Origin of the sequence: Streptomyces albus subsp. albus, assembly GCF_000719865.1 — a bacterium.
Classification (GTDB): domain Bacteria; phylum Actinomycetota; class Actinomycetes; order Streptomycetales; family Streptomycetaceae; genus Streptomyces; species Streptomyces albus_E.
Window position 1 is genome coordinate 80,051 of sequence record NZ_JOID01000005.1, and the last position, 18,475, is coordinate 98,525.

14 protein-coding genes are annotated in these 18,475 nt (G+C 72.1%); 1 reads left to right on the forward strand and 13 read right to left on the reverse strand.

Features of this window, described 5'->3' with window-relative positions; all coding sequences use genetic code 11:
* Positions 1 to 488: 488 nt before the first annotated feature.
* On the forward strand, positions 489 to 3,671 hold the full coding sequence (gene ileS / locus IF83_RS0105970; RefSeq protein WP_030542973.1) for an isoleucine--tRNA ligase: 3,183 nt from the start codon (positions 489 to 491) through the stop codon (positions 3,669 to 3,671).
* 246 nt (positions 3,672 to 3,917) lie between these two features.
* Here ileS and IF83_RS31705 read toward each other — a convergent pair whose 3' ends face one another.
* The 13 genes from IF83_RS31705 to IF83_RS0106035 form a co-directional block, all read right to left on the reverse strand.
* On the reverse strand, positions 3,918 to 5,033 hold the full coding sequence (locus tag IF83_RS31705; protein ID WP_030542974.1) for a DivIVA domain-containing protein: 1,116 nt from the start codon (positions 5,031 to 5,033) through the stop codon (positions 3,918 to 3,920).
* Positions 5,034 to 5,080: 47 nt separating this feature from the next.
* On the reverse strand, positions 5,081 to 5,365 hold the full coding sequence (locus tag IF83_RS0105980; protein ID WP_030542975.1) for a YggT family protein: 285 nt from the start codon (positions 5,363 to 5,365) through the stop codon (positions 5,081 to 5,083).
* Positions 5,366 to 5,423: 58 nt separating this feature from the next.
* Positions 5,424 to 6,044 carry a cell division protein SepF gene (locus IF83_RS0105985; RefSeq protein ID WP_030542976.1) on the reverse strand — a complete coding sequence of 207 codons (621 nt, stop codon included), beginning with the start codon at positions 6,042 to 6,044 and terminating at the stop codon, positions 5,424 to 5,426.
* 123 nt (positions 6,045 to 6,167) lie between these two features.
* On the reverse strand, positions 6,168 to 6,887 hold the full coding sequence (locus IF83_RS0105990; protein ID WP_030542977.1) for a YggS family pyridoxal phosphate-dependent enzyme: 720 nt from the start codon (positions 6,885 to 6,887) through the stop codon (positions 6,168 to 6,170).
* A 2-nt stretch (positions 6,888 to 6,889) separates the two neighbouring features.
* Positions 6,890 to 7,621, reverse strand: coding sequence for a peptidoglycan editing factor PgeF (gene pgeF, locus IF83_RS0105995; protein ID WP_030542978.1), 732 nt, complete (start codon positions 7,619 to 7,621; stop codon positions 6,890 to 6,892).
* A 13-nt stretch (positions 7,622 to 7,634) separates the two neighbouring features.
* The gene (gene ftsZ / locus IF83_RS0106000; RefSeq protein ID WP_030542979.1) at positions 7,635 to 8,852 is read right to left on the reverse strand and encodes a cell division protein FtsZ; all 1,218 of its coding nucleotides are present in this window, start codon (positions 8,850 to 8,852) and stop codon (positions 7,635 to 7,637) included.
* A gap of 239 nt (positions 8,853 to 9,091) precedes the next feature.
* Positions 9,092 to 9,892 (reverse strand): cell division protein FtsQ/DivIB, encoded by an 801-nt coding sequence (locus IF83_RS0106005; RefSeq protein WP_030542980.1) that lies wholly within the window; start codon positions 9,890 to 9,892, stop codon positions 9,092 to 9,094.
* Between the two features lie 46 nt (positions 9,893 to 9,938).
* Positions 9,939 to 11,033: an undecaprenyldiphospho-muramoylpentapeptide beta-N-acetylglucosaminyltransferase gene (murG, locus tag IF83_RS0106010; protein ID WP_030542981.1), complete on the reverse strand. Its 1,095-nt coding sequence runs from the start codon at positions 11,031 to 11,033 to the stop codon at positions 9,939 to 9,941.
* A gap of 6 nt (positions 11,034 to 11,039) precedes the next feature.
* The gene (ftsW, locus tag IF83_RS0106015; RefSeq protein ID WP_030542982.1) at positions 11,040 to 12,464 is read right to left on the reverse strand and encodes a putative lipid II flippase FtsW; all 1,425 of its coding nucleotides are present in this window, start codon (positions 12,462 to 12,464) and stop codon (positions 11,040 to 11,042) included.
* Positions 12,465 to 12,524: 60 nt separating this feature from the next.
* Positions 12,525 to 13,976 (reverse strand): UDP-N-acetylmuramoyl-L-alanine--D-glutamate ligase, encoded by a 1,452-nt coding sequence (gene murD, locus IF83_RS0106020; RefSeq protein WP_037678916.1) that lies wholly within the window; start codon positions 13,974 to 13,976, stop codon positions 12,525 to 12,527.
* Entirely contained in the window at positions 13,958 to 15,028 is a 1,071-nt protein-coding gene (gene mraY / locus IF83_RS0106025; protein ID WP_030542984.1) for a phospho-N-acetylmuramoyl-pentapeptide-transferase, read from the reverse strand. Before mraY ends, murD begins: the two co-directional genes overlap by 19 nt.
* A complete protein-coding gene (locus IF83_RS0106030) occupies positions 15,025 to 16,452 on the reverse strand; it encodes a UDP-N-acetylmuramoyl-tripeptide--D-alanyl-D-alanine ligase (protein ID WP_030542985.1) in 1,428 nt (475 codons plus the stop codon). Before IF83_RS0106030 ends, mraY begins: the two co-directional genes overlap by 4 nt.
* A gap of 62 nt (positions 16,453 to 16,514) precedes the next feature.
* Complete coding sequence (locus IF83_RS0106035) at positions 16,515 to 18,335, reverse strand: UDP-N-acetylmuramoyl-L-alanyl-D-glutamate--2,6-diaminopimelate ligase (RefSeq protein ID WP_051722493.1); 1,821 nt, start codon at positions 18,333 to 18,335, stop codon at positions 16,515 to 16,517.
* Positions 18,336 to 18,475: the final 140 nt, after the last annotated feature.

Sequence of the window (18,475 nt, forward strand, 5' to 3'; positions counted from 1 at the left end):
GGGAGCGAGCCTGCATCCGTTGTGCCCCGCTCTCCAGCGGGTAATCCGGTGCGCCCGGAGACGCCGGGGCACCTCCCGCGGCCTTCCCCGAACCCCGGGCCCCCGCGTATGGCCATTCGGGTGGGGCCGCCTCGGGGCGGGCCGCCCCCCGGAAACCGGTCGGCCGCCGCCCGCCCGGGCCCGTACACTGGGCGCAGCGTGAGGCGTGGATGGGGACGAGTAGTTCCGTACGCAGCCATGAGCGACCCGGGGACGGTGCGAGCCCGGGGGTGTGCGCGGTGCGAAGATCACCCCGGAGCCGCCGGAGGAAAGCCCCCGCGCGCGGCGGGAGCGAGTAGAACCGGCAGCGCACCCCAATGAGGGGACCGAGGAGCGCCGGCCGGTGACTCCCCGGTCAAGGAGGGTGGTACCGCGGGAGCCGCAGGCTCTCGTCCCTCCGACGGACAGCACGATCACGACCCGCATGTGTCCGCCGGAGGCAGACCCCGATGAGTCCACAGCCGCAGTACCGCCAGGTCCCCGCCCAGGTCGACCTGCCCGCGCTGGAGCACGCCGTGCTCGACTTCTGGCGCGAGAACAAGGTCTTCGCCCGCTCCCTCGAGCAGTCCGAGGGGCGGCCCGAGTGGGTCTTCTACGAGGGCCCGCCGACCGCGAACGGCATGCCCGGCGCCCACCACATCGAGGCCCGGGTCTTCAAGGACGTCTTCCCCCGCTTCCGCACGATGCGCGGCTACCACGTCGCCCGCAAGGCCGGCTGGGACTGCCACGGCCTGCCGGTGGAGCTGGCGGTCGAGAAGGAGCTGGGCTTCAACGGCAAGAAGGACATCGAGGCGTACGGCATCGCGGAGTTCAACGCCAAGTGCCGCGAGTCGGTGACCCGCCACACCGACGCCTTCGCCGAGCTGACCACGCGCATGGGCTACTGGGTCGATCTCGACGACGCCTACCGCACCATGGACCCCGAGTACGTGCAGAGCGTCTGGTGGTCGCTGAAGGAGATCTTCACCAAGGGCCTGCTGGTGCAGGACCACCGTGTCGCGCCCTGGTGCCCGCGCTGCGGCACCGGTCTCTCCGACCACGAACTCGCCCAGGGGTACGAGACCGTCGTCGACCCCTCGGTCTACGTCCGTTTCCCGCTGACCTCCGGCCCGCTCGCCGGCGAGGCGGCCCTGCTGGTCTGGACGACGACCCCGTGGACGCTGGTGTCCAACACGGCCGTGGCCGCCCATCCCGGCGTGCGCTACGTCGTCGCCACGGACGGCAGCGAGAAGCTCGTCGTCGCCGAACCGCTGCTGGAGAAGGCGCTGGGTGAGGGCTGGGAGGCCACCGGGCAGTCCTTCACCGGGGCCGAGATGGAGCGCTGGACGTACGAACGCCCGTTCGCGCTGCTGGAGTTCCCCGCGCCCGGGGAGGGCGAGCCGGCCCCGCACTTCGTGGTCAACGCCGAGTACGTCACCACCGAGGACGGCACGGGTCTGGTCCACCAGTCCCCCGCCTTCGGTGAGGACGACCTCAAGGTCTGCCGCTCCTACGGCCTGCCGGTCGTCAACCCGGTCCGCCCCGACGGCACCTTCGAGGAGGAAATGCCGCTCGTGGGCGGCCAGTTCTTCAAGAAGGCCGACGAGGACCTGGTCGCCGACCTCGACAGCCGCGGCCTCCTCTTCCGGCACCTGCCGTACGAGCACAGTTACCCGCACTGCTGGCGCTGCCACACCGCGCTGCTCTACTACGCGCAGCCGTCCTGGTACATCCACACCACCCAGGTCAAGGACGCCCTGCTCCGCGAGAACGACCGCACCAACTGGTACCCGGAGTCGGTCAAGTACGGCCGCTTCGGCGACTGGCTGAACAACAACATCGACTGGGCGCTCTCCCGCAACCGCTACTGGGGCACCCCGCTGCCCGTCTGGCGCTGCGCGGAGAACCACCTCACCTGCGTCGGCTCACTGGCCGAACTCACCGAGCTCACCGGCACCGACCAGTCGGAACTCGACCCGCACCGCCCGTACATCGACGAGGTCGTCTTCCCCTGCACCGCCGAGGGCTGCTCACTGGAGGCCGCTCGCGTGCCGGAGGTCATCGACGCCTGGTACGACTCCGGCTCGATGCCCTTCGCGCAGTGGGGCTACCCGTACAAGAACAAGGAGATCTTCGAGAAGCGCTATCCGGCGCAGTTCATCTCGGAGGCCATCGACCAGACCCGCGGCTGGTTCTACACGCTCATGGCCGTCGGCACCCTGGTGTTCGACAAGTCCTCCTACGAGAACGTGGTCTGCCTGGGCCACATCCTCGCCGAGGACGGCCGGAAGATGTCCAAGCACCTGGGCAACATCCTCCAGCCGATCCCGCTCATGGACCGGCACGGGGCCGACGCCGTGCGCTGGTTCATGGCCGCCGGAGGCTCCCCCTGGGCCGCGCGCCGCGTGGGCCACGGCACCATCCAGGAGGTCGTCCGCAAGACGCTCCTCACCTACTGGAACACGGTCGCCTTCCAGGCCCTCTACGCCCGCACCTCGGGCTGGGCGCCGAGCGCCTCGGACCCGGCCCCGGCGGACCGCCCGGTCCTCGACCGCTGGCTGCTGAGCGAGCTCAACACCCTGGTCGGCGAGGTCACCGAGGCGCTGGAGGGCTACGACACCCAGCGCGCCGGAAAGCTGGTCTCGGCCTTCGTCGACGACCTCTCGAATTGGTACGTCCGCCGCTCCCGCCGCCGCTTCTGGCAGGGCGACGCCGCGGCGCTGCGCACCCTCCACGAGGTCGTCGAGACCGTGACCCGGCTGATGGCCCCGCTCGTCCCGTTCATCACCGAGCGGGTCTGGCAGGACCTGGTCGTCCCGGTCACCCCGGACGCCCCGGACTCGGTGCACCTGTCCACCTGGCCCGAGCCGGAGGCCGCGCTCGTCGACCGGGAGCTCTCGGAGCGGATGCTGCTGGTCCGGCGGCTGGTGGAGCTGGGCCGGGCGACCCGCGCCGAGTCGGGGGTCAAGACCCGGCAGCCGCTGTCGCGCGCGCTGGTCGCCGCCGCGGGCTTCGACGCCCTCTCGCCGGAGCTGCGGGCCCAGATCACCGAGGAGCTGAACGTCAGCTCCCTCGACTCCCTCTCGGCCGTCGGCGGCTCCCTCGTCGACACCACGGCGAAGGCCAACTTCCGGGCCCTGGGCAAGCGGTTCGGCAAGGGGGTCCAGGCGGTGGCCAAGGCGATCGCCCAGGCGGACGCCGCGGCCCTCTCCCGCGCCCTGCGCGAGGGCACCGCGTCGGTCGAGGTGGACGGCGAGACGGTCGCCCTCGCCCCGGACGAGGTCATCATCACCGAAACCCCGCGCGAGGGCTGGTCGGTGGCCTCCGACGCGGGCGCCACCGTGGCCCTGGACCTGGAGATCACCCCGGAGCTGCGCCGCGCGGGCCTGGCCCGCGACGCGATCCGGCTGATCCAGGAGGCCCGCAAGAACAGCGGCCTGGACGTGGCGGACCGGATCGCCCTGCGCTGGGAGTCCACGGAGCCGGAGACCCGGGCGGCGCTCACCGAGCACGCGTCCCTGATCGCGGACGAAGTGCTGGCGACCGACTTCGCCCCCGCCGAGGCGGCCCCGGGGCCGGACGAGGCGTACGGCGAGCCCTTCACCGACGAGGGCCTGGCCCTGACCTTCCGGCTCCGCAAGACGGAGGTCTGAGCCGTACCCCTCGGGCCCCGTACGCGGCAGCGGCAGCTGCGGCGTACGGGGCCTTCGCCGCTCCGAGGGTCCGCGAGGTCGCGAGGCCGCGGATCGCGGACGGGAGCCGGACGTGAGCGATGTCACCGCCGACACCGATCCCCGCCCGCCGGGAGGACCGGAGGCACACACAGGGCCGGGCCCGGAGGAGTCCTCCGGGCCCGGCCCTGCGATATGCCGACGTACGCGCGCCCTAAGGCGCCGCGGTCAGTTGTCGTCCTCGTCGATGAGGAAGCCGCGCATCGGCGACGGCGCCTGCTGCATCGGCGACGGGCCCTGCGGCCGCACCGGCGCCATCGGCTGCGTCATGGCCGGGGACATCTGCTGCTGGCCGCCGTACGACGGGCCGCCGTTACCACCGGAGGGACCGCCCATGGACTGGTTGCCCATGGTGTGCCCACCCATCGAGCCGGCACCGGCCATCGAGGGCGACGGGGGCAGCGACGGGGCCGCCGGGGCGCTGCGCGGCGGGGCCAGCGAGTCGTCGGCCTGGTTCTCGAGCTGGCGCAGCTGGCTCTCCAGGTACGACTTCAGACGGGTTCGGTACTCCCGCTCGAAGCCGCGCAGGTCCTCGACCTTGCGCTCCAGCGTGGCGCGCGCGGACTCCAGCGAGCCCATCGCGACACGGTGCTTCTCCTGGGCGTCCCGCTCCAGGGCGTCGGCCTTGGCGCGGGCATCCCGCTCCAGGCCCTCGGCACGGCTGCGGGCCTCACCGACGATCTTGTTGGCCTCGGAACGGGCCTCCGCGATCGCCTGGTCCGCGGTCTGCTGCGCGAGCGACAGCACGCGCGCGGCACCGCCGTCACCCGGTCCGCCGGGACCGGGGCCGTGACCGTGGCCCATGTGGCCGCCGGGGCCCTGGTGCTGCTGCATGTGCTGGCCGGGGCCGCCGGGGCCGCCCATAGGACCGCCCATGTGACCGGGACCGCCCTGCATCGGGCCGGGACCGTGCATGCCGGGGCCGCCCTGCGGGCCGTGGCCACCGGGACCTGCGGGCAGCTGGGGTGCTCCACCGGGCAGCTGGGGCGGACCCATCTGCTGCGGCGGCACCGGCTGCGGGCCCGATATGGCGGCGGGCACCGGCCCGCCGGGCCTCTCCTGCTGCTCCGGCGGTTTGCGCATGTTCTGTTGTTGCTGGTTCTGGGCGGCGGCGCGCGTCGCGGCGGCGAGCTTGGCCCGCAGGTCCTCGTTCTCGCGCAGCAGCCGGGTCAGCTCGGCTTCGACCTCGTCGAGGAAGGCATCGACCTCGTCCTCGTCATAGCCCTCTCGGAGGCGGACGGTCGTGAACTGCTTGTTCCGAACGTCCTCAGGGGTCAACGGCATCTCTTCACCTCAACGTAGTCGTCGGCATATCGGCAAGACCGTATCGTTCACAGCTGCCTCACGACGGAGATCAGGATGTAGACGATGATCATCAGTACGAAGAAGGACAGGTCGAGCGCCACGCCCCCGAGACGCAGCGGCGGAATGAACCGCCGCAGAAGCTTGAGTGGCGGATCGGTCACAGTGTAGGTCGCTTCCAGGACCACGACCATCGCCTTGCCGGGTTGCCACGACCGGGCGAACTGGAAGACATAATCCATGACCAACCGGAAAATCAGCACAATCAGGAAGCACATCAGCGCGATGTAGATCACCTGCAGTGCGATGTCCATCCCGCGCTTCCCTCTCCCCTTGCACTTCGTCTCGGGCCGTACGGCCGGTTGTTGCGTCTCAGCTCTGGTTGAAGAACCCGCCCTCTGCGATACGGGCTTTGTCCTCCGCCGTGACATCGACGTTAGCAGGCGACAGGAGGAACACCTTCTGCGTCACCCGCTCAATGCTGCCATGCAGGCCGAAGACCAGACCGGCCGCGAAGTCGACAAGTCGCTTCGCGTCGGTGTCGTCCATCTCCGTCAGATTCATGATCACCGGAGTGCCTTCACGGAAGTGTTCCCCGATGGTACGGGCCTCGTTGTAGGTCCGGGGGTGGAGCGTCGTGATGCGGTAGGGCTCGCGCTCGGACACGACCTTGGGCATGATCACCGGTGCGTTCTTCTCCAGGCTCTGGCGTTCGGGTGTGATGGATGCCACGGGGGCGATACGGGCGGGACGTCCGCTTTCGGCCACTGCGGCCACCGGTTCGCGCTGCGCGGGGGGTTGGGCGACTCTTACCGGTTCGTCCGGTTCAACCCGTTCCATCCGGTCCGGCTGGTGCGGCTGGTGCTGCCGGTGGGCCCGCTCGGGCTCCGGCTCGGGTTCGAATTCGTCATCGGGGTCGAATCCCCGGCCGTCGTACCCATCGTCCTCCACGAGGCCGAGGTAGACCGCCATCTTGCGCATCGCGCCGGCCATGTTCTGCGTCCTCCGCTCTGTGGTGGATCGGCTCCGTCAACCGGCCGCCCTGGATCCACTCGGTCCGTCCGCCGGGAGCGGAACCGACCATATTTTCTGCTGTGGTCCGACTTCTTGGCGACGTTACCGGAGGCCGGGCCTGACTCCGAGTACCGCAGTACCGACGCGCACATGTGTCGCTCCGGCCCCGATGGCGTCCTCGAGATCCGTACTCATACCCGCTGAGACCATGTTCGCAGCAGGATGACGCGTCCGCAGGCCGGATGAGATTTCCAACAGCCGGTCGAAAGCCGCCCGTTGACGCCCGGCGTAGGGGCCGGTGAGCGGTGCCACGGTCATCACGCCGTCGAGCCGCAGGCCCTCGGCGGCCGCGATCGCGTCCCCCAACTCCGGTACCGCGTCCGGCGCGGCACCGCCCCTGCCCGCCGCCTCGCCGGAGCCGGCGTCCAGCGCGACCTGGATGAGGCAGCCCAGTTCGCGTCCGGCCCGGACAGCGGCGCCGGACAGCGCCCCGACGAGCCGGAGACGGTCCACGGAGTGCACCGCATCGGCATAACCGGCCACAGAGCGGACTTTGTTGGTCTGCAACTGGCCGACAAAGTGCCAGTTGAGCGGCAGATCCGCGCATTCCGCCGCCTTCGGCGCGGCGTCCTGGTCCCGGTTCTCCGCGACGTGCCGGACGCCCAGTTCGGCGAGGAGGCGAACGTCCGAGGCCGGGTAGGTCTTGGTGACCACGATCAGGGTCACCTCCTCCCGCTTGCGGCCGGCCGCGGCACAGGCGGAGGCGATGCGTTCCTCAACCCGTCCGAGATTGGCGGCCAGTTCGGCCCTGCGATCGGTCACGCTCATCCGTCCAGCCAGACATAGGAGGCCAGGCGCCCGGTGGTGCGCTCGCCCCGGTAGGAGAAGTGATCGGCGGATTCGCGGGTGCAGACACTTGACGATGCCACCCGCTCCACCCCGAGCCCGGCCAACTGGGCCCGGACTCCGGCCGGCACGTCGAGGGCGGGGGTGCCCCAGGCCGTGACGGCCCGGGCCTCCGGGACCAGGCCCGCGACCTCGTCCCGCATCGTCTCCGGGACCTCGTAGCAGCGGCCGCAGATGGCGGGGCCGGTGCGCGCGACGAGCCGGGAGGGTTCGGCACCGAGCCGCACCATGGCCCCGACCAGCGCCGGGACCACTCCGGCCGCGAGACCGGGGCGGCCCGCGTGGGCGGCGCCCGCGACACCGGCGGCCGGGTCGGCCAGCAGGACGGGGACGCAGTCCGCGGTGAGCACCGCGAGGGCGAGCCCGCGGCGGGCGGTGACCACCGCGTCGACGGCGTCGTCCGCGCTGCCGTTCCGGGGGCCGTCGACGACGGCCACGTCCCGGCCGTGCACCTGGTTCATCCAGACCACCCGCTCCGCGGCGAGGCCCAGCGACTCCGCGGCGAGCTCGCGGTTCTTGCGGACGGCCGCGGGGTCGTCGCCCACCGCGCCGCCGAGATTCAGCTCGGCATACGGAGCGGCGCTCACCCCGCCCCACCGGTCGGTGAAGGCGAAGCGGGCGCCGCCCGTCTCGTACTGTTCCCCTATCACGTGTGCGCCAGGCCTACTTGAGGAAGTCCGGCACGTCGAGCTCCTCGGCCTGGCTGTCCGAGTACGGACGGGCCGGCGGCACCTGCGGGGGCGCGACCGGCGGCGAGGGAACGTCGGCGACCGGCGCGGTCCCGGCCGGCTCGGGCTCCTCCTCACGGGAGGGGGTGACGCTGCCGAGCCCGCCGAAGGACGGGCGGTTCTCCGCCGGAGCGGGCGCGGGGGTCTCCTCGCGGGCGCCGTAGGAGCCGAGCACCTTGTCCCGGCTCTGGCTCTTGGACGGCGGCTGGCCGCCGTCGAACCCGGCCGCGATGACGGTGACCCGGACCTCATCGCCGAGGGCGTCGTCGATGACCGCGCCGAAGATGATGTTGGCCTCGGGGTGGGCCGCCTCGCTGACCAGCTGCGCGGCCTCGTTGATCTCGAACAGGCCGAGGTCGGAGCCGCCGGAGATGGAGAGCAGCACCCCGCGGGCGCCGTCGATGGACGCCTCCAGCAGGGGCGAGGAGATGGCCATCTCGGCTGCTGCCACCGCGCGGTCGTCGCCGCGCGCCGAGCCGATCCCCATGAGCGCCGAACCGGCCTCGGACATCACGGACTTCACATCCGCGAAGTCGAGGTTGATGAGCCCCGGGGTGGTGATGAGATCGGTGATGCCCTGGACACCCGACAGCAGGACCTGGTCCGCGGACTTGAAGGCGTCGAGCACGCTGACCTGGCGGTCGGAGATCGACAGCAGCCGGTCGTTGGGGATCACGATGAGGGTGTCGACCTCGTCGCGCAGGCCGGCGATGCCGTCCTCGGCCTGGTTCGCGCGACGCCGGCCCTCGAAGGTGAAGGGGCGGGTGACCACACCGATGGTCAGTGCGCCCAGGGAGCGGGCGATGCCGGCGACCACGGGGGCGCCGCCGGTGCCCGTGCCACCGCCCTCGCCCGCGGTGACGAAGACCATGTCGGCCCCCTTGAGGACCTCCTCGATCTCCTCGCGGTGGTCCTCGGCCGCCTTGCGGCCGACATCGGGGTTGGCGCCGGCGCCGAGGCCCCGGGTGAGCTCACGGCCGACGTCGAGTTTGACGTCCGCGTCGCTCATCAGCAGGGCCTGTGCGTCCGTGTTGATCGCGATGAACTCGACGCCCTTGAGACCGACCTCGATCATCCGGTTGATGGCGTTGACGCCACCGCCGCCGATGCCGACGACCTTGATGACTGCGAGGTAGTTCTGCGGTGCTGCCACGTCGAAGGCCTCTCGCCTCGAGTTACGTATGCCTGAGGGCCGGTTCGAAGTGCCGACCCGAACCCTAACCGTGAAGTTTAGGGTTACCAGTGTGTCTGCCCCTTGGAGCCTTCGAACGAGACACTAAGTCGACAAGCGCCGCGCGTTCAATGAACACGCCGAACCTCCCGCTTTTCTTTTCACCCTATGTGATCGCGCGCAGTGGTGGGGCACCAGGGTGCGCGCCGGGTGAGCGGGGGTCAACTCCCCGAGACCGCCGGGGCGCTGGGAGAGCTCACGTCGAAGTGCCCGGCTCCGCGGGCGGTTTTCAGCAAAGCCCGGAGAGTCCTCGCCTTCTGTTCCGAGCGCTCGGGCGAACCCCACACCACGGTCCGGCCACCCGTCAGTTCCAGTGTGAGGGAGTCATAGGAACGGACCAGGAGGGCGCGGGTCTCCCGGTGGACCGGGGCAGGCAGTCCGGCCACGACGCCGGCGGCCTCCCGCCGCAGCCGTTCCGCTCCGAAACGATGCCGGCTCGGCGATCCGGCGGCATCCATTTCCAGCAGCGGCACGCCCTTGGGCCGTTGGCTCACCGTGGCGAAAGGCACACCCTCACCGTCCACTTCGATGAACTTTCCGCCCTTTTCGATAAGCACTGCGGATTTCCGCTCGGTCACCTTCAGTTCGACCTCGTGCGGCCATGAGCGTACGACGGCGACCGAGTCGATGCGCGGGAGTTTTTCCCGCAGCCGGCCGGCGACCGCGTCGGTGTCGACGGAGACGAGCGGGGCGCCGCGCGGCACGGCGGCGGCCCGGCGGACCTCCTCCGGGGTCAGGACGCGGGTGCCGTCGACCGTCACGCGCTCCACCCGGACCCAGGCCGAGCCGTTGAGGACCCAGAAGACACCGGCCGCGAACAGGGCCAGACCGGTCACCCAGAAGACGAGCCGGTCGGCACGCGGGCGCCACCCGCGCGGGCGCTCCCGCCCGGACGGCTCCGGGGGCGGGCCGGACGGCGACAGTCCGCTGTCGCCGCGCGGGGCGGTCGTCGGTCCGGCCACGCTCCCCTGCTTTCCCGCGCCCGTGCGCGCTGTTCTCCGGTGGCCGTCAGCCGGCCCGGTGTGCGGCGATCGCCTCGTAGACCATGCCGACCAGCAGTTCGTCGGCGTCCCGGCGGCCGAAGTCGGCGGCGGCGCGGGACATCTCGTACAGCCGGTGCGGGTCGGTGAGGACCGGAAGCACTTGCTGCTGCACCCACTCGGGGGTCAGTTCCGCGTCGTCCACCAGCAGTCCGCCGCCCGCCTTCACCACCGGCTGGGCGTTGAGGCGCTGTTCGCCGTTGCCGATGGGCAGCGGCACATAGGCGGCGGGCAGTCCGACGGCCGACAGCTCGGCGACCGTCATCGCTCCCGCGCGGCAGAGCATCATGTCGGCTGCCGCGTAGGCCAGATCCATCCGGTCCACGTAGGAGACGGGGATGTACGGCGGCATGCCGGGCATGTTGTCGGCCCGCGGCAGTTCGTTCTTCGGACCGACCGCGTGCAGGATCTGGACGCCCGCGCGCTGGAGCGCCGGGGCCACCGTCTGCACGACCTCGTTCAGCCGCCGGGCGCCCTGCGATCCGCCGGAGACCAGCAGGGTGGGCAGATTCTGGTCCAGGCCGAACGCGGCACGGGCCTCCGGACGGGCCGCCGCCCGGTCGAGGGTGGCGATGGAGCGGCGCAGCGGAATGCCGACGTAACGGGCGCCGCGCAGCTTGCTGTCCGGGGTGCTCACCGCGACGGCCGCGGCGTACCGCGAGCCGATCTTGTTGGCGAGGCCGGGGCGCGCGTTGGCCTCGTGGACGATGATCGGCACGCCCAGCCGCTTGGCCGCGAGATAGCCGGGCAGGGCCACATAGCCGCCGAACCCGACCACGCAGTCGGCCTTGGTGCGCTCCAGGATCTGCTCCGCGGCCTTGATCGTGCCGCGCAGCCGGCCGGGAACGGTGATCAGTTCCGGTGTGGGCTTGCGCGGCAGCGGTACGGCCGGGATCAGCCCGAGTTCGTAGCCCCGCTCGGGTACGAGCCGGGTCTCGAGTCCGCGCTCCGTCCCCAGGGCCGTGATTCCCACGGCCGGGTCGCGCCTCCGCAGGGCATCCGCGAGGGCGAGCGCGGGCTCGATGTGGCCGGCGGTCCCCCCACCGGCGAGTACGACATGCACCGAAATTCACCGCTCTCCGGACGGCGGCCGCTCCGCGCGCCGTCTCATCGTGTTCCTTCTCGCCCGGGCCAGCCGCTTACCCGGGTAAAACTGCCTCATCCGAGGCTGCCGCATGGCCAGGGCCGCCCGGGCAGCGGGCTCACTGCGCGCGAACGCGATCATCAGCCCGACGGCGAACAGGGTCGGCAGCAGGGCCGACCCCCCGTAGGACACCAGCGGGAGCGGGACTCCGGCGATCGGCAGCAGACCGAGCACCGCACCGATGTTGACCACGGCCTGGGCCGTGATCCAGGTGGTCACACCTCCCGCGGCGTACCTGACGAAGGGGTCCTCCGTGCGTCCGGCCACGCGGATACCCGCATAGCCTAGAGCCGCGTAGAGGGCGAGCACCGACAGCGTCCCCGCCAGGCCGAGTTCCTCCCCTGTCACGGCGAAGATGAAGTCGGTGTGTGGTTCGGGTAGTTCGCCCCATTTCTCCACACTGGCGCCGAGGCCGGCACCGAACCAGTTGCCGTTGGCCAGAGCGTATATCCCGTGGACGGCCTGCCAGCACTGGTCCCGTGGGCCGGGGTCGGTGGCACCGATGCACTCCAGCCGGGCCATCCGGTTGGGATTGGTCCCGATGAACAGGGTGCCGATCAGCCCGGCGACGGCGAGCACCCCGGCGAACAGCCGGGTGGGGGCGCCGGCCAGCCAGAGCAGGCCGAAGAGGATCGCGGTGAGGATGACGGCCGTGCCCATGTCGCCGCCGAGCATGATCAGTCCGAGCAGCAGGAAGGCGACCGGGACCAGCGGCACCAGCAGATGCTTCCACTGGGTCAGCAGCTTCTTCTCCCGCTTGCGCGCGAGCAGGTCGGCACCCCAGAGGACGAGGGCCAGCTTGCCGAACTCGCTGGGCTGGAGCTGGAACGGGCCGCCGAGCTGGATCCAGTTCTGATTGCCCTTCACCTCGTGTCCGATGCCGGGGATCTGCACCATGAGCAGCAGTACCAGGCACACGGCGAGCAGCGGGTACGCCAGGGCGCGGTGCAGCCGCACCGGCATGCGGGAGGCCAGCAGGAGCAGACCCCCGCCGATGCCGGCGGCCAGCAGTTGCTTGCCGAAGAAGTAGGTGGAGGGCAGGTCGGAGCGGAGGGCCTGGATCTGGGAGGCGGAGAAGACCATGACCAGGCCCAGTACGGTCAGCAGCAGCCCGCTGCCCAGGATCAGGTAATAGGCCGTCAGCGGACGGTCCCAGGCGCGCCGCAGGCGGCCCTGGAGACGCCGCAGCCGGCGCACCGGGCCGGAGTGTCCCGACGGGCCGCGGCCGGGGGCGGGGCGGCGGGGCGGCGCGGTGCGGCTCCGGCCGCCCGCGGCCCCGCCGGCCCGTGCCGGGCGGGGCCGGGCCGTGGCGCGCTCACGTGTCGGGATGCGGGGCCGCTCGGCCGTCATGTCCCCTCCAGTCGGGCTGCCGGGTGCCGGGCGGCCGGTCGGGCACAGGGGGCAGCCCGGTCAGCGTCCCTGTCCCCCATGGCCGGCCCCGAGTGCGCACACGGCCTCGGCGAAGGCCTCGCCGCGCTTGCCGTAGTTGACGAACATGTCCATCGAGGCGCAGGCGGGGGCCAGCAGAACGGTGTCTCCCGGCCGGGCGAGCGCCGCCGCTTCCCGGACCGCCGCCGCCATCGCCCCAGTGTCGGTCCGGTCGAGCTCGGCGACCGGGACATCGGGGGCGTGTCGCGTCAGGGCTTCGCGGATCAGAGCCCGGTCGGCGCCCATCAGGACGACCCCGCGCAGCCGTCCCGAGGCCGCCGTCACCAGCTCGTCGAAGGTGGCGCCCTTGGCGAGGCCGCCGGCGATCCAGACGACGTGGTCGTAGGCGGTCAGGGAGGCCTCGGCGGCATGGGTGTTGGTCGCCTTGGAGTCGTCGATGTACGTGACGCCGCCGATCTCCGCGACCCGGGCGATGCGGTGCGGCTCGGGCCGGAACGCCCGCAGGCCGTCCCGTACCGCGCGCGGCTCGACGCCGTAGGCGCGGGCCAGGGCCGCGGCGGCGAGGGCGTTGGCGATGTTGTGCGGGACCGGCGGATTGACGTCGGAGACCTCGGCCAGCTCCTGGGCCTGCTTCTGACGGTCCTTCACAAAGGCGCGGTCGACGAGGATGCCGTCGACGACGCCGAGTTGCGAGGGCGCCGGCGGGCCGAGGGTGAAGCCGATGGCCCGGCAGCCCTCCTCCACGTCGGCGGCGCGGACCAGCTCCTCGGTGGCCTTGTCGGCCGCGTTGTAGACGCAGGCGACCGTGTTGCCCTCGTAGATCCGGCCCTTGTCGGCGGCGTACGCCTCCATCGAGCCGTGCCAGTCGAGGTGGTCGGGCGCCAGGTTGAGAACGGCGGCGGAGTGCGCGCGCAGGCTGGGCGCCCAGTGCAGCTGGTAGCTGGAGAGTTCGACGGCCAGGACGTCGTACGGCGCGGCGTCCTCCCGCTGTTCGGCGAGGACGGCGTCCAGGACGGAGACGCCGATGTTGCCGACGGCGGCGGTGCGCAGTCCGGCGGCCTCCAGGATGGCCGCGAGCATGCGGACCGTCGTGGTCTTGCCGTTGGTGCCGGTGACGGCAAGCCAGGGCGCGGCGCCGGGGCCGCGCAGGCGCCAGGCCAGCTCCACGTCGCCCCAGACCGGGACGCCGGCCCCGGCCGCGGCCCGGAAGAGCGGTTTGTCCGGCTGCCAGCCGGGGGCCGTGACGACGAGTTCGGTGCCCTCGGGGAGGGTGGCGCCGTCGCCGAGGCGGACCGTGACGCCGAGCGCCTCCAGTTCGGCGGCCTGCTGCCGCGACCGTTCGTCGTCGCCGTCGTTGACCACGGTGACCCGGGCGCCGAGGCCCCGCAGCACGCGCGCTGCGGGGACCCCGGAGACACCGAGTCCGGCGACGGTGACACGGGTGCCGGTCCAGTTCACTTGCCCGCCGCCCAGCCCGCGTAGAAGAGACCGAGACCGACGATCACGCACATGCCCTGGATGATCCAGAATCTGACCACGACCAGCACCTCGCTCCAGCCCTTGAGCTCGAAGTGGTGCTGGAGCGGCGCCATCCGGAAGACCCGCTTCCCGGTGAGCCGGAAGGAGCCGACCTGGATGACGACGGACATCGTGATCAGGACGAAGAGGCCGCCGAGCAGGGCGAGCAGGAGTTCCGTGCGGGAGACGATCGCCAGGCCGGCGAGCGCGCCGCCGAGGGCCAGCGAACCGGTGTCGCCCATGAAGATCTTGGCGGGTGAGGTGTTCCACCACAGGAAGCCGAAGCAGGCACCCATCAGGGCGGAGGCCACCACGGCCAGGTCCAGCGGGTCGCGGACCTCGAAGCAGGCGGCGGGGTTGGTCAGCCGCTCGGCGTAGGCGCAGGACTCCTGGTGCTGCCAGACGCCGATGAAGGTGTAGGCGCCGAAGACCATCACGGAGGCACCGGTGGCCAGGCCGTCGAGGCCGTCGGTCAGGTTCACGCCGTTCGACATCGCGAGGATCATGAACAGCGCCCAGATCACGAAGATGACCGGGCCCAGCGACCAGCCGAAGTCCTGGGTGAAGGACAGCTTGTCGGAGGCCGGTGTCTGGCCCCGGCTGTCGGCGAAGTTGAGCGACAGGATCGCGAAGGCGATGCCGACGATCAGCTGGCCGGCCATCTTCGCCTTGGCGCGCAGACCGAGGCTCCGCTGCTTGACGATCTTGATGTAGTCGTCCAGGAAGCCGACCAGGCCCATGCCCGCCATCAGGAAGAGCACCAGGAGACCCGAGAAGGTGGGGTTCTCGGCGGTGATCACCTTGGTGAGGGCGTACGCGATGAGCGTGGCCAGGATGAAGGCGATACCACCCATGGTGGGGGTGCCGCGCTTGCCGTGGTGCCCGCGCGGGCCGTCGTCCCGGATGTACTGCCCGTAGCCCTTGCGGGCCAGGAGTTTGATCAGCAGCGGAGTGCCGACCAGGGTCAGGAAGAGCCCGATGACTCCGGAGAAGAGGATCTGCCTCATCGGCCGGCGACCTCACCCTCGCCCGCGGCCGCGCCGCCGTCGGCGAGCAGCTCCTGCGCCACCCGCTCCAGCCCCACCGACCGGGACGCCTTCACCAGCACGACGTCTCCCGGGCGCAGTTCTCTGCGCATAAGGTCGACCGCCGCCCGTGCGTCGGACACGTGCACCGACTCCTCACCCCACGAACCCTCGTTCTTGGCACCCATGTCGAGCCAGGCGGCCTCCCGGCCCCCGACCGCCACAAGCTTGCTGACGTTGAGTCGGACGGCCAGCCGCCCGACCGCGTCGTGCTCGGCGAGCGACTCCTCACCGAGCTCCGCCATCTCACCGAGCACGGCCCACGTACGACGCCCCTTGCCCATGGCGACGAGCGCACGGAGCGCCGCCCGCACGGAGTCGGGGTTCGCGTTGTAGGCGTCGTTGACGACCGTCACGCCGTCCGGGCGCTCGGTGACCTCCATGCGCCAGCGGGAGAGCTGGCCGGCCTCGGAGAGCGCGGTGGCGATCTCGTCGGCAGGCATGCCCAACTCATGGGCGACGGCGGCCGCGGCGAGCGCGTTCGACACGTGGTGCTCACCGTACAGCCGCAGGGTCACGGCACTGCACCCGGTGGGGGTGCGAAGTGTGAAGGCGGGCTGTCCGGTGTCCGTGAGGCGCACGTCCTCGGCCCGGACGTCGGCCTCCGCGGACTCACCGAACAGGACGATGCGGGCCCGGGTGCGGCCCGCCATGGCCCGTACCAGCGGGTCGTCGGCGTTGAGGACGGCCAGGCCGCCCTCCGCGGCCGGCGGCAGGGCCTCCACCAGTTCGCCCTTCGCCTCGGCGATCCGCTCCTTGCCGCCGAACTCGCCGACGTGCGCGGTCCCGACGTTGAGCACCACCCCGACCCGCGGCGGGGTGAGCTCCGCGAGGTACCGGATGTGCCCCTTGCCGCGGGCGCCCATCTCCAGGACGAGGTGACGAGTGCTCGCCTCGGCGCGCAGGGCGGTCAGCGGCAGCCCGATCTCGTTGTTGAGGGAGCCGGGCGGCCAGACCGTGGGACCGATCCGCTGCAGGAGCTGGGCGAGCAGGTCCTTGGTGCTGGTCTTGCCGGCCGAGCCGGTGAGCGCCACGACGGTGGTGCCCAGGCGCCGGACGACCTCCCGGGCCAGCGCGCCGAGCGCGGCCGTGACGTCGTCGACGACGATCGCCGGGACGCCGACGGGCCGGGCGGCGAGGACGGCGACCGCCCCCTGCTCGACGGCCTGGCGCGCGAAGTCGTGGCCGTCCGCGTTCTCACCGGCGAACGCGGCGAACAAGCCGCCGGGGCCCGCCTTCCGCGAGTCGATCTCGACGGAGCCGGTGACCCGGGCGCCGGGGTCCGGTATGTCGTGCGGACGGCCGGAGACGGCGGCGGTGATCTCGGCGAGCGAGAGGTCGATCACCGGTCACCCCCGCTGGGGCCGGAAGGCTGCCGGGTGAAGGCATGTGCGCGCATGGCGGTCTGTCATCCCTGGTCGGTGGAGTGCGGAGCGAGCGCGCCACCGGCTTCCGCCGGGGTGGCGCGCTCCGCGGCGGCACGGGAGCGGATGGCCTCGCCCAGCACCTCGCGGTCGTCGAAGGCGCGGACCACGCCCGCGATGTGCTGGCCCAGTTCGTGCCCCTTGCCGAGGACCAGCACCGCGTCGCCGGGCTCGGCCCGGGCGACGGCCGCGGCGATGGCCTCGGCGCGGTCGGCGTGCAGCAGGACGTCGCCGCGCTCGTGGACCGGGACCTCGGAGGCGCCGGTGAGCATCACGGCGAGGATCGCCAGGGGGTCCTCGGAGCGCGGGTTGTCGGAGGTGAGCACGGCGGTGTCGGAGAGCCGCGCCAGCGCCGCGCCCATCGGGCGGCGCTTGTGCGGGTCGCGGTCGCCGCCGCAGCCGAGTACCGCGTGGATCCTGCCGTCGGTGACCCGGCGGACCGCGCGGAGGACGGATTCCACGGCGTCGGGCTTGTGCGCGTAGTCGACCAGGGCGAGATAGGGCTGGCCCTCGTCGACCCGCTCCAGCCGGCCGGGGACACCGGGGATCCCCGCGACGCCGTCGGCCGCGGTCTGCGGATCGACGCCGGCGACGACCAGGGCGGTGATCGCGGCGAGGGCGTTGGCGACGTTGAACGGGCCCGGCAGCGGCGCGGCGGCCCGCACCGACTCGCCCTTGGGGCCCACGGCGGTGAAGCGGGAGCCGAGCGGGCCGACCTCGATCTCCTCGGCGCGCCAGTCGGCGTCCGGGTGGCCCTCCGCGGAGAAGGTGGTGACCGGGACCTCGGACTCCTGGACCAGCCGGCGGCCGTACTCGTCGTCGAGGTTGACGACGCCCGCGCGGCTGCGGCGGGCGGTGAACAGCTGCGCCTTCGCCCGGAAGTAGTCCTCCATGTCCGGGTGGAAGTCCAGGTGTTCGGGGCTGAGGTTGTTGAAGACGGCGACGTCGAACACGCAGCCGTCGACCCGTCCGAGGACCAGGGCGTGGCTGGAGACCTCCATGGTGACCGAGCGGACCCCGCGCTCGCGCATCACGGCGAAGAGGGCCTGGAGGTCGGTGGCCTCCGGGGTGGTGCGCTCGCTCTTCAGGCGTTCGTCGCCGATACGGGACTCGACGGTGCCGATGAGGCCGGTGGGTTCGGGGGCACCGCCCTCCTCGCCGGCGCCCTCCGCGCCGGTGGCCGCGTGCTGCCGGCGGGCGGCGGCCGCGGCCCGGAGACCGCCGTCGATCATGTACGCGGTGGTGGTCTTGCCGGAGGTGCCGGTGATGCCGATCTGGAGCAGATCACGGCCGGGGTCGCCGTAGACGGTGACGGCCAGTTCGCCCATCCGGCCGCGGGGGTCGTCCACGACGAGCACCGGGAGGCCGGTCGCGGCGGCCCGTTCGGCACCGGACGGGTCGGTGAGGACGGCCGCGGCGCCGAGGCCGGCGGCCTGGCCGGCGAAGTCGGCGCCGTGCAGGCGGGCTCCGGCGAGCGCCGCGTAGATGTCGCCGGGGCGCACCGCGCGGGAGTCGTGGGTGATGCCCGTGACCGCCACGTCCGCGGCGCCCGGGGGGACCTCGGCGCCCAGCTGATCCGCCAGCTTCGCCACCGGCGTGGGGTGGACCCGCTCGGGGCGGGGCGCGCCCGGGGGGTTCGCGGGCACTCGCCTGGGGGCCTCCCCCGTGGGCGGCGCGTCGGGGGACGGGGTGTGGGACTGATCAGCATGTGGCACGGCGGTGAGCGTACCCGGCCCACCGGGCCGGTCGCGAAACAAGGGGTGGGAGGCATTCCGCTCCTCGCCGCCCGGGGTGATCGACGTCACGGGATCCGGCCTCAATCTTTTGCTCGGTTTCTGGGATTTCCTGGGTTTCCGGCGCCTCCCGGCCTGCCGGGCCGCTCCTCCGGTTCTTCCTCCGGTTCTTCCGGTCTGGGCTGTTGTTCCCCGTTGTCCCGCCATGTGGT

Excerpts from the sequence above, each read along its gene's own strand:
- ileS (WP_030542973.1), top strand. The coding sequence starts at position 489 with ATGAGTCCACAGCCGCAGTACCGCCAGGTCCCCGCCCAGGTCGACCTG.
- IF83_RS31705 (WP_030542974.1), bottom strand. The coding sequence starts at position 5,033 with ATGCCGTTGACCCCTGAGGACGTTCGGAACAAGCAGTTCACGACCGTC.
- IF83_RS0105980 (WP_030542975.1), bottom strand. The coding sequence starts at position 5,365 with ATGGACATCGCACTGCAGGTGATCTACATCGCGCTGATGTGCTTCCTG.
- IF83_RS0105985 (WP_030542976.1), bottom strand. The coding sequence starts at position 6,044 with ATGGCCGGCGCGATGCGCAAGATGGCGGTCTACCTCGGCCTCGTGGAG.
- ftsW (WP_030542982.1), bottom strand. The coding sequence starts at position 12,464 with ATGACGGCCGAGCGGCCCCGCATCCCGACACGTGAGCGCGCCACGGCC.
- mraY (WP_030542984.1), bottom strand. The coding sequence starts at position 15,028 with ATGAGGCAGATCCTCTTCTCCGGAGTCATCGGGCTCTTCCTGACCCTG.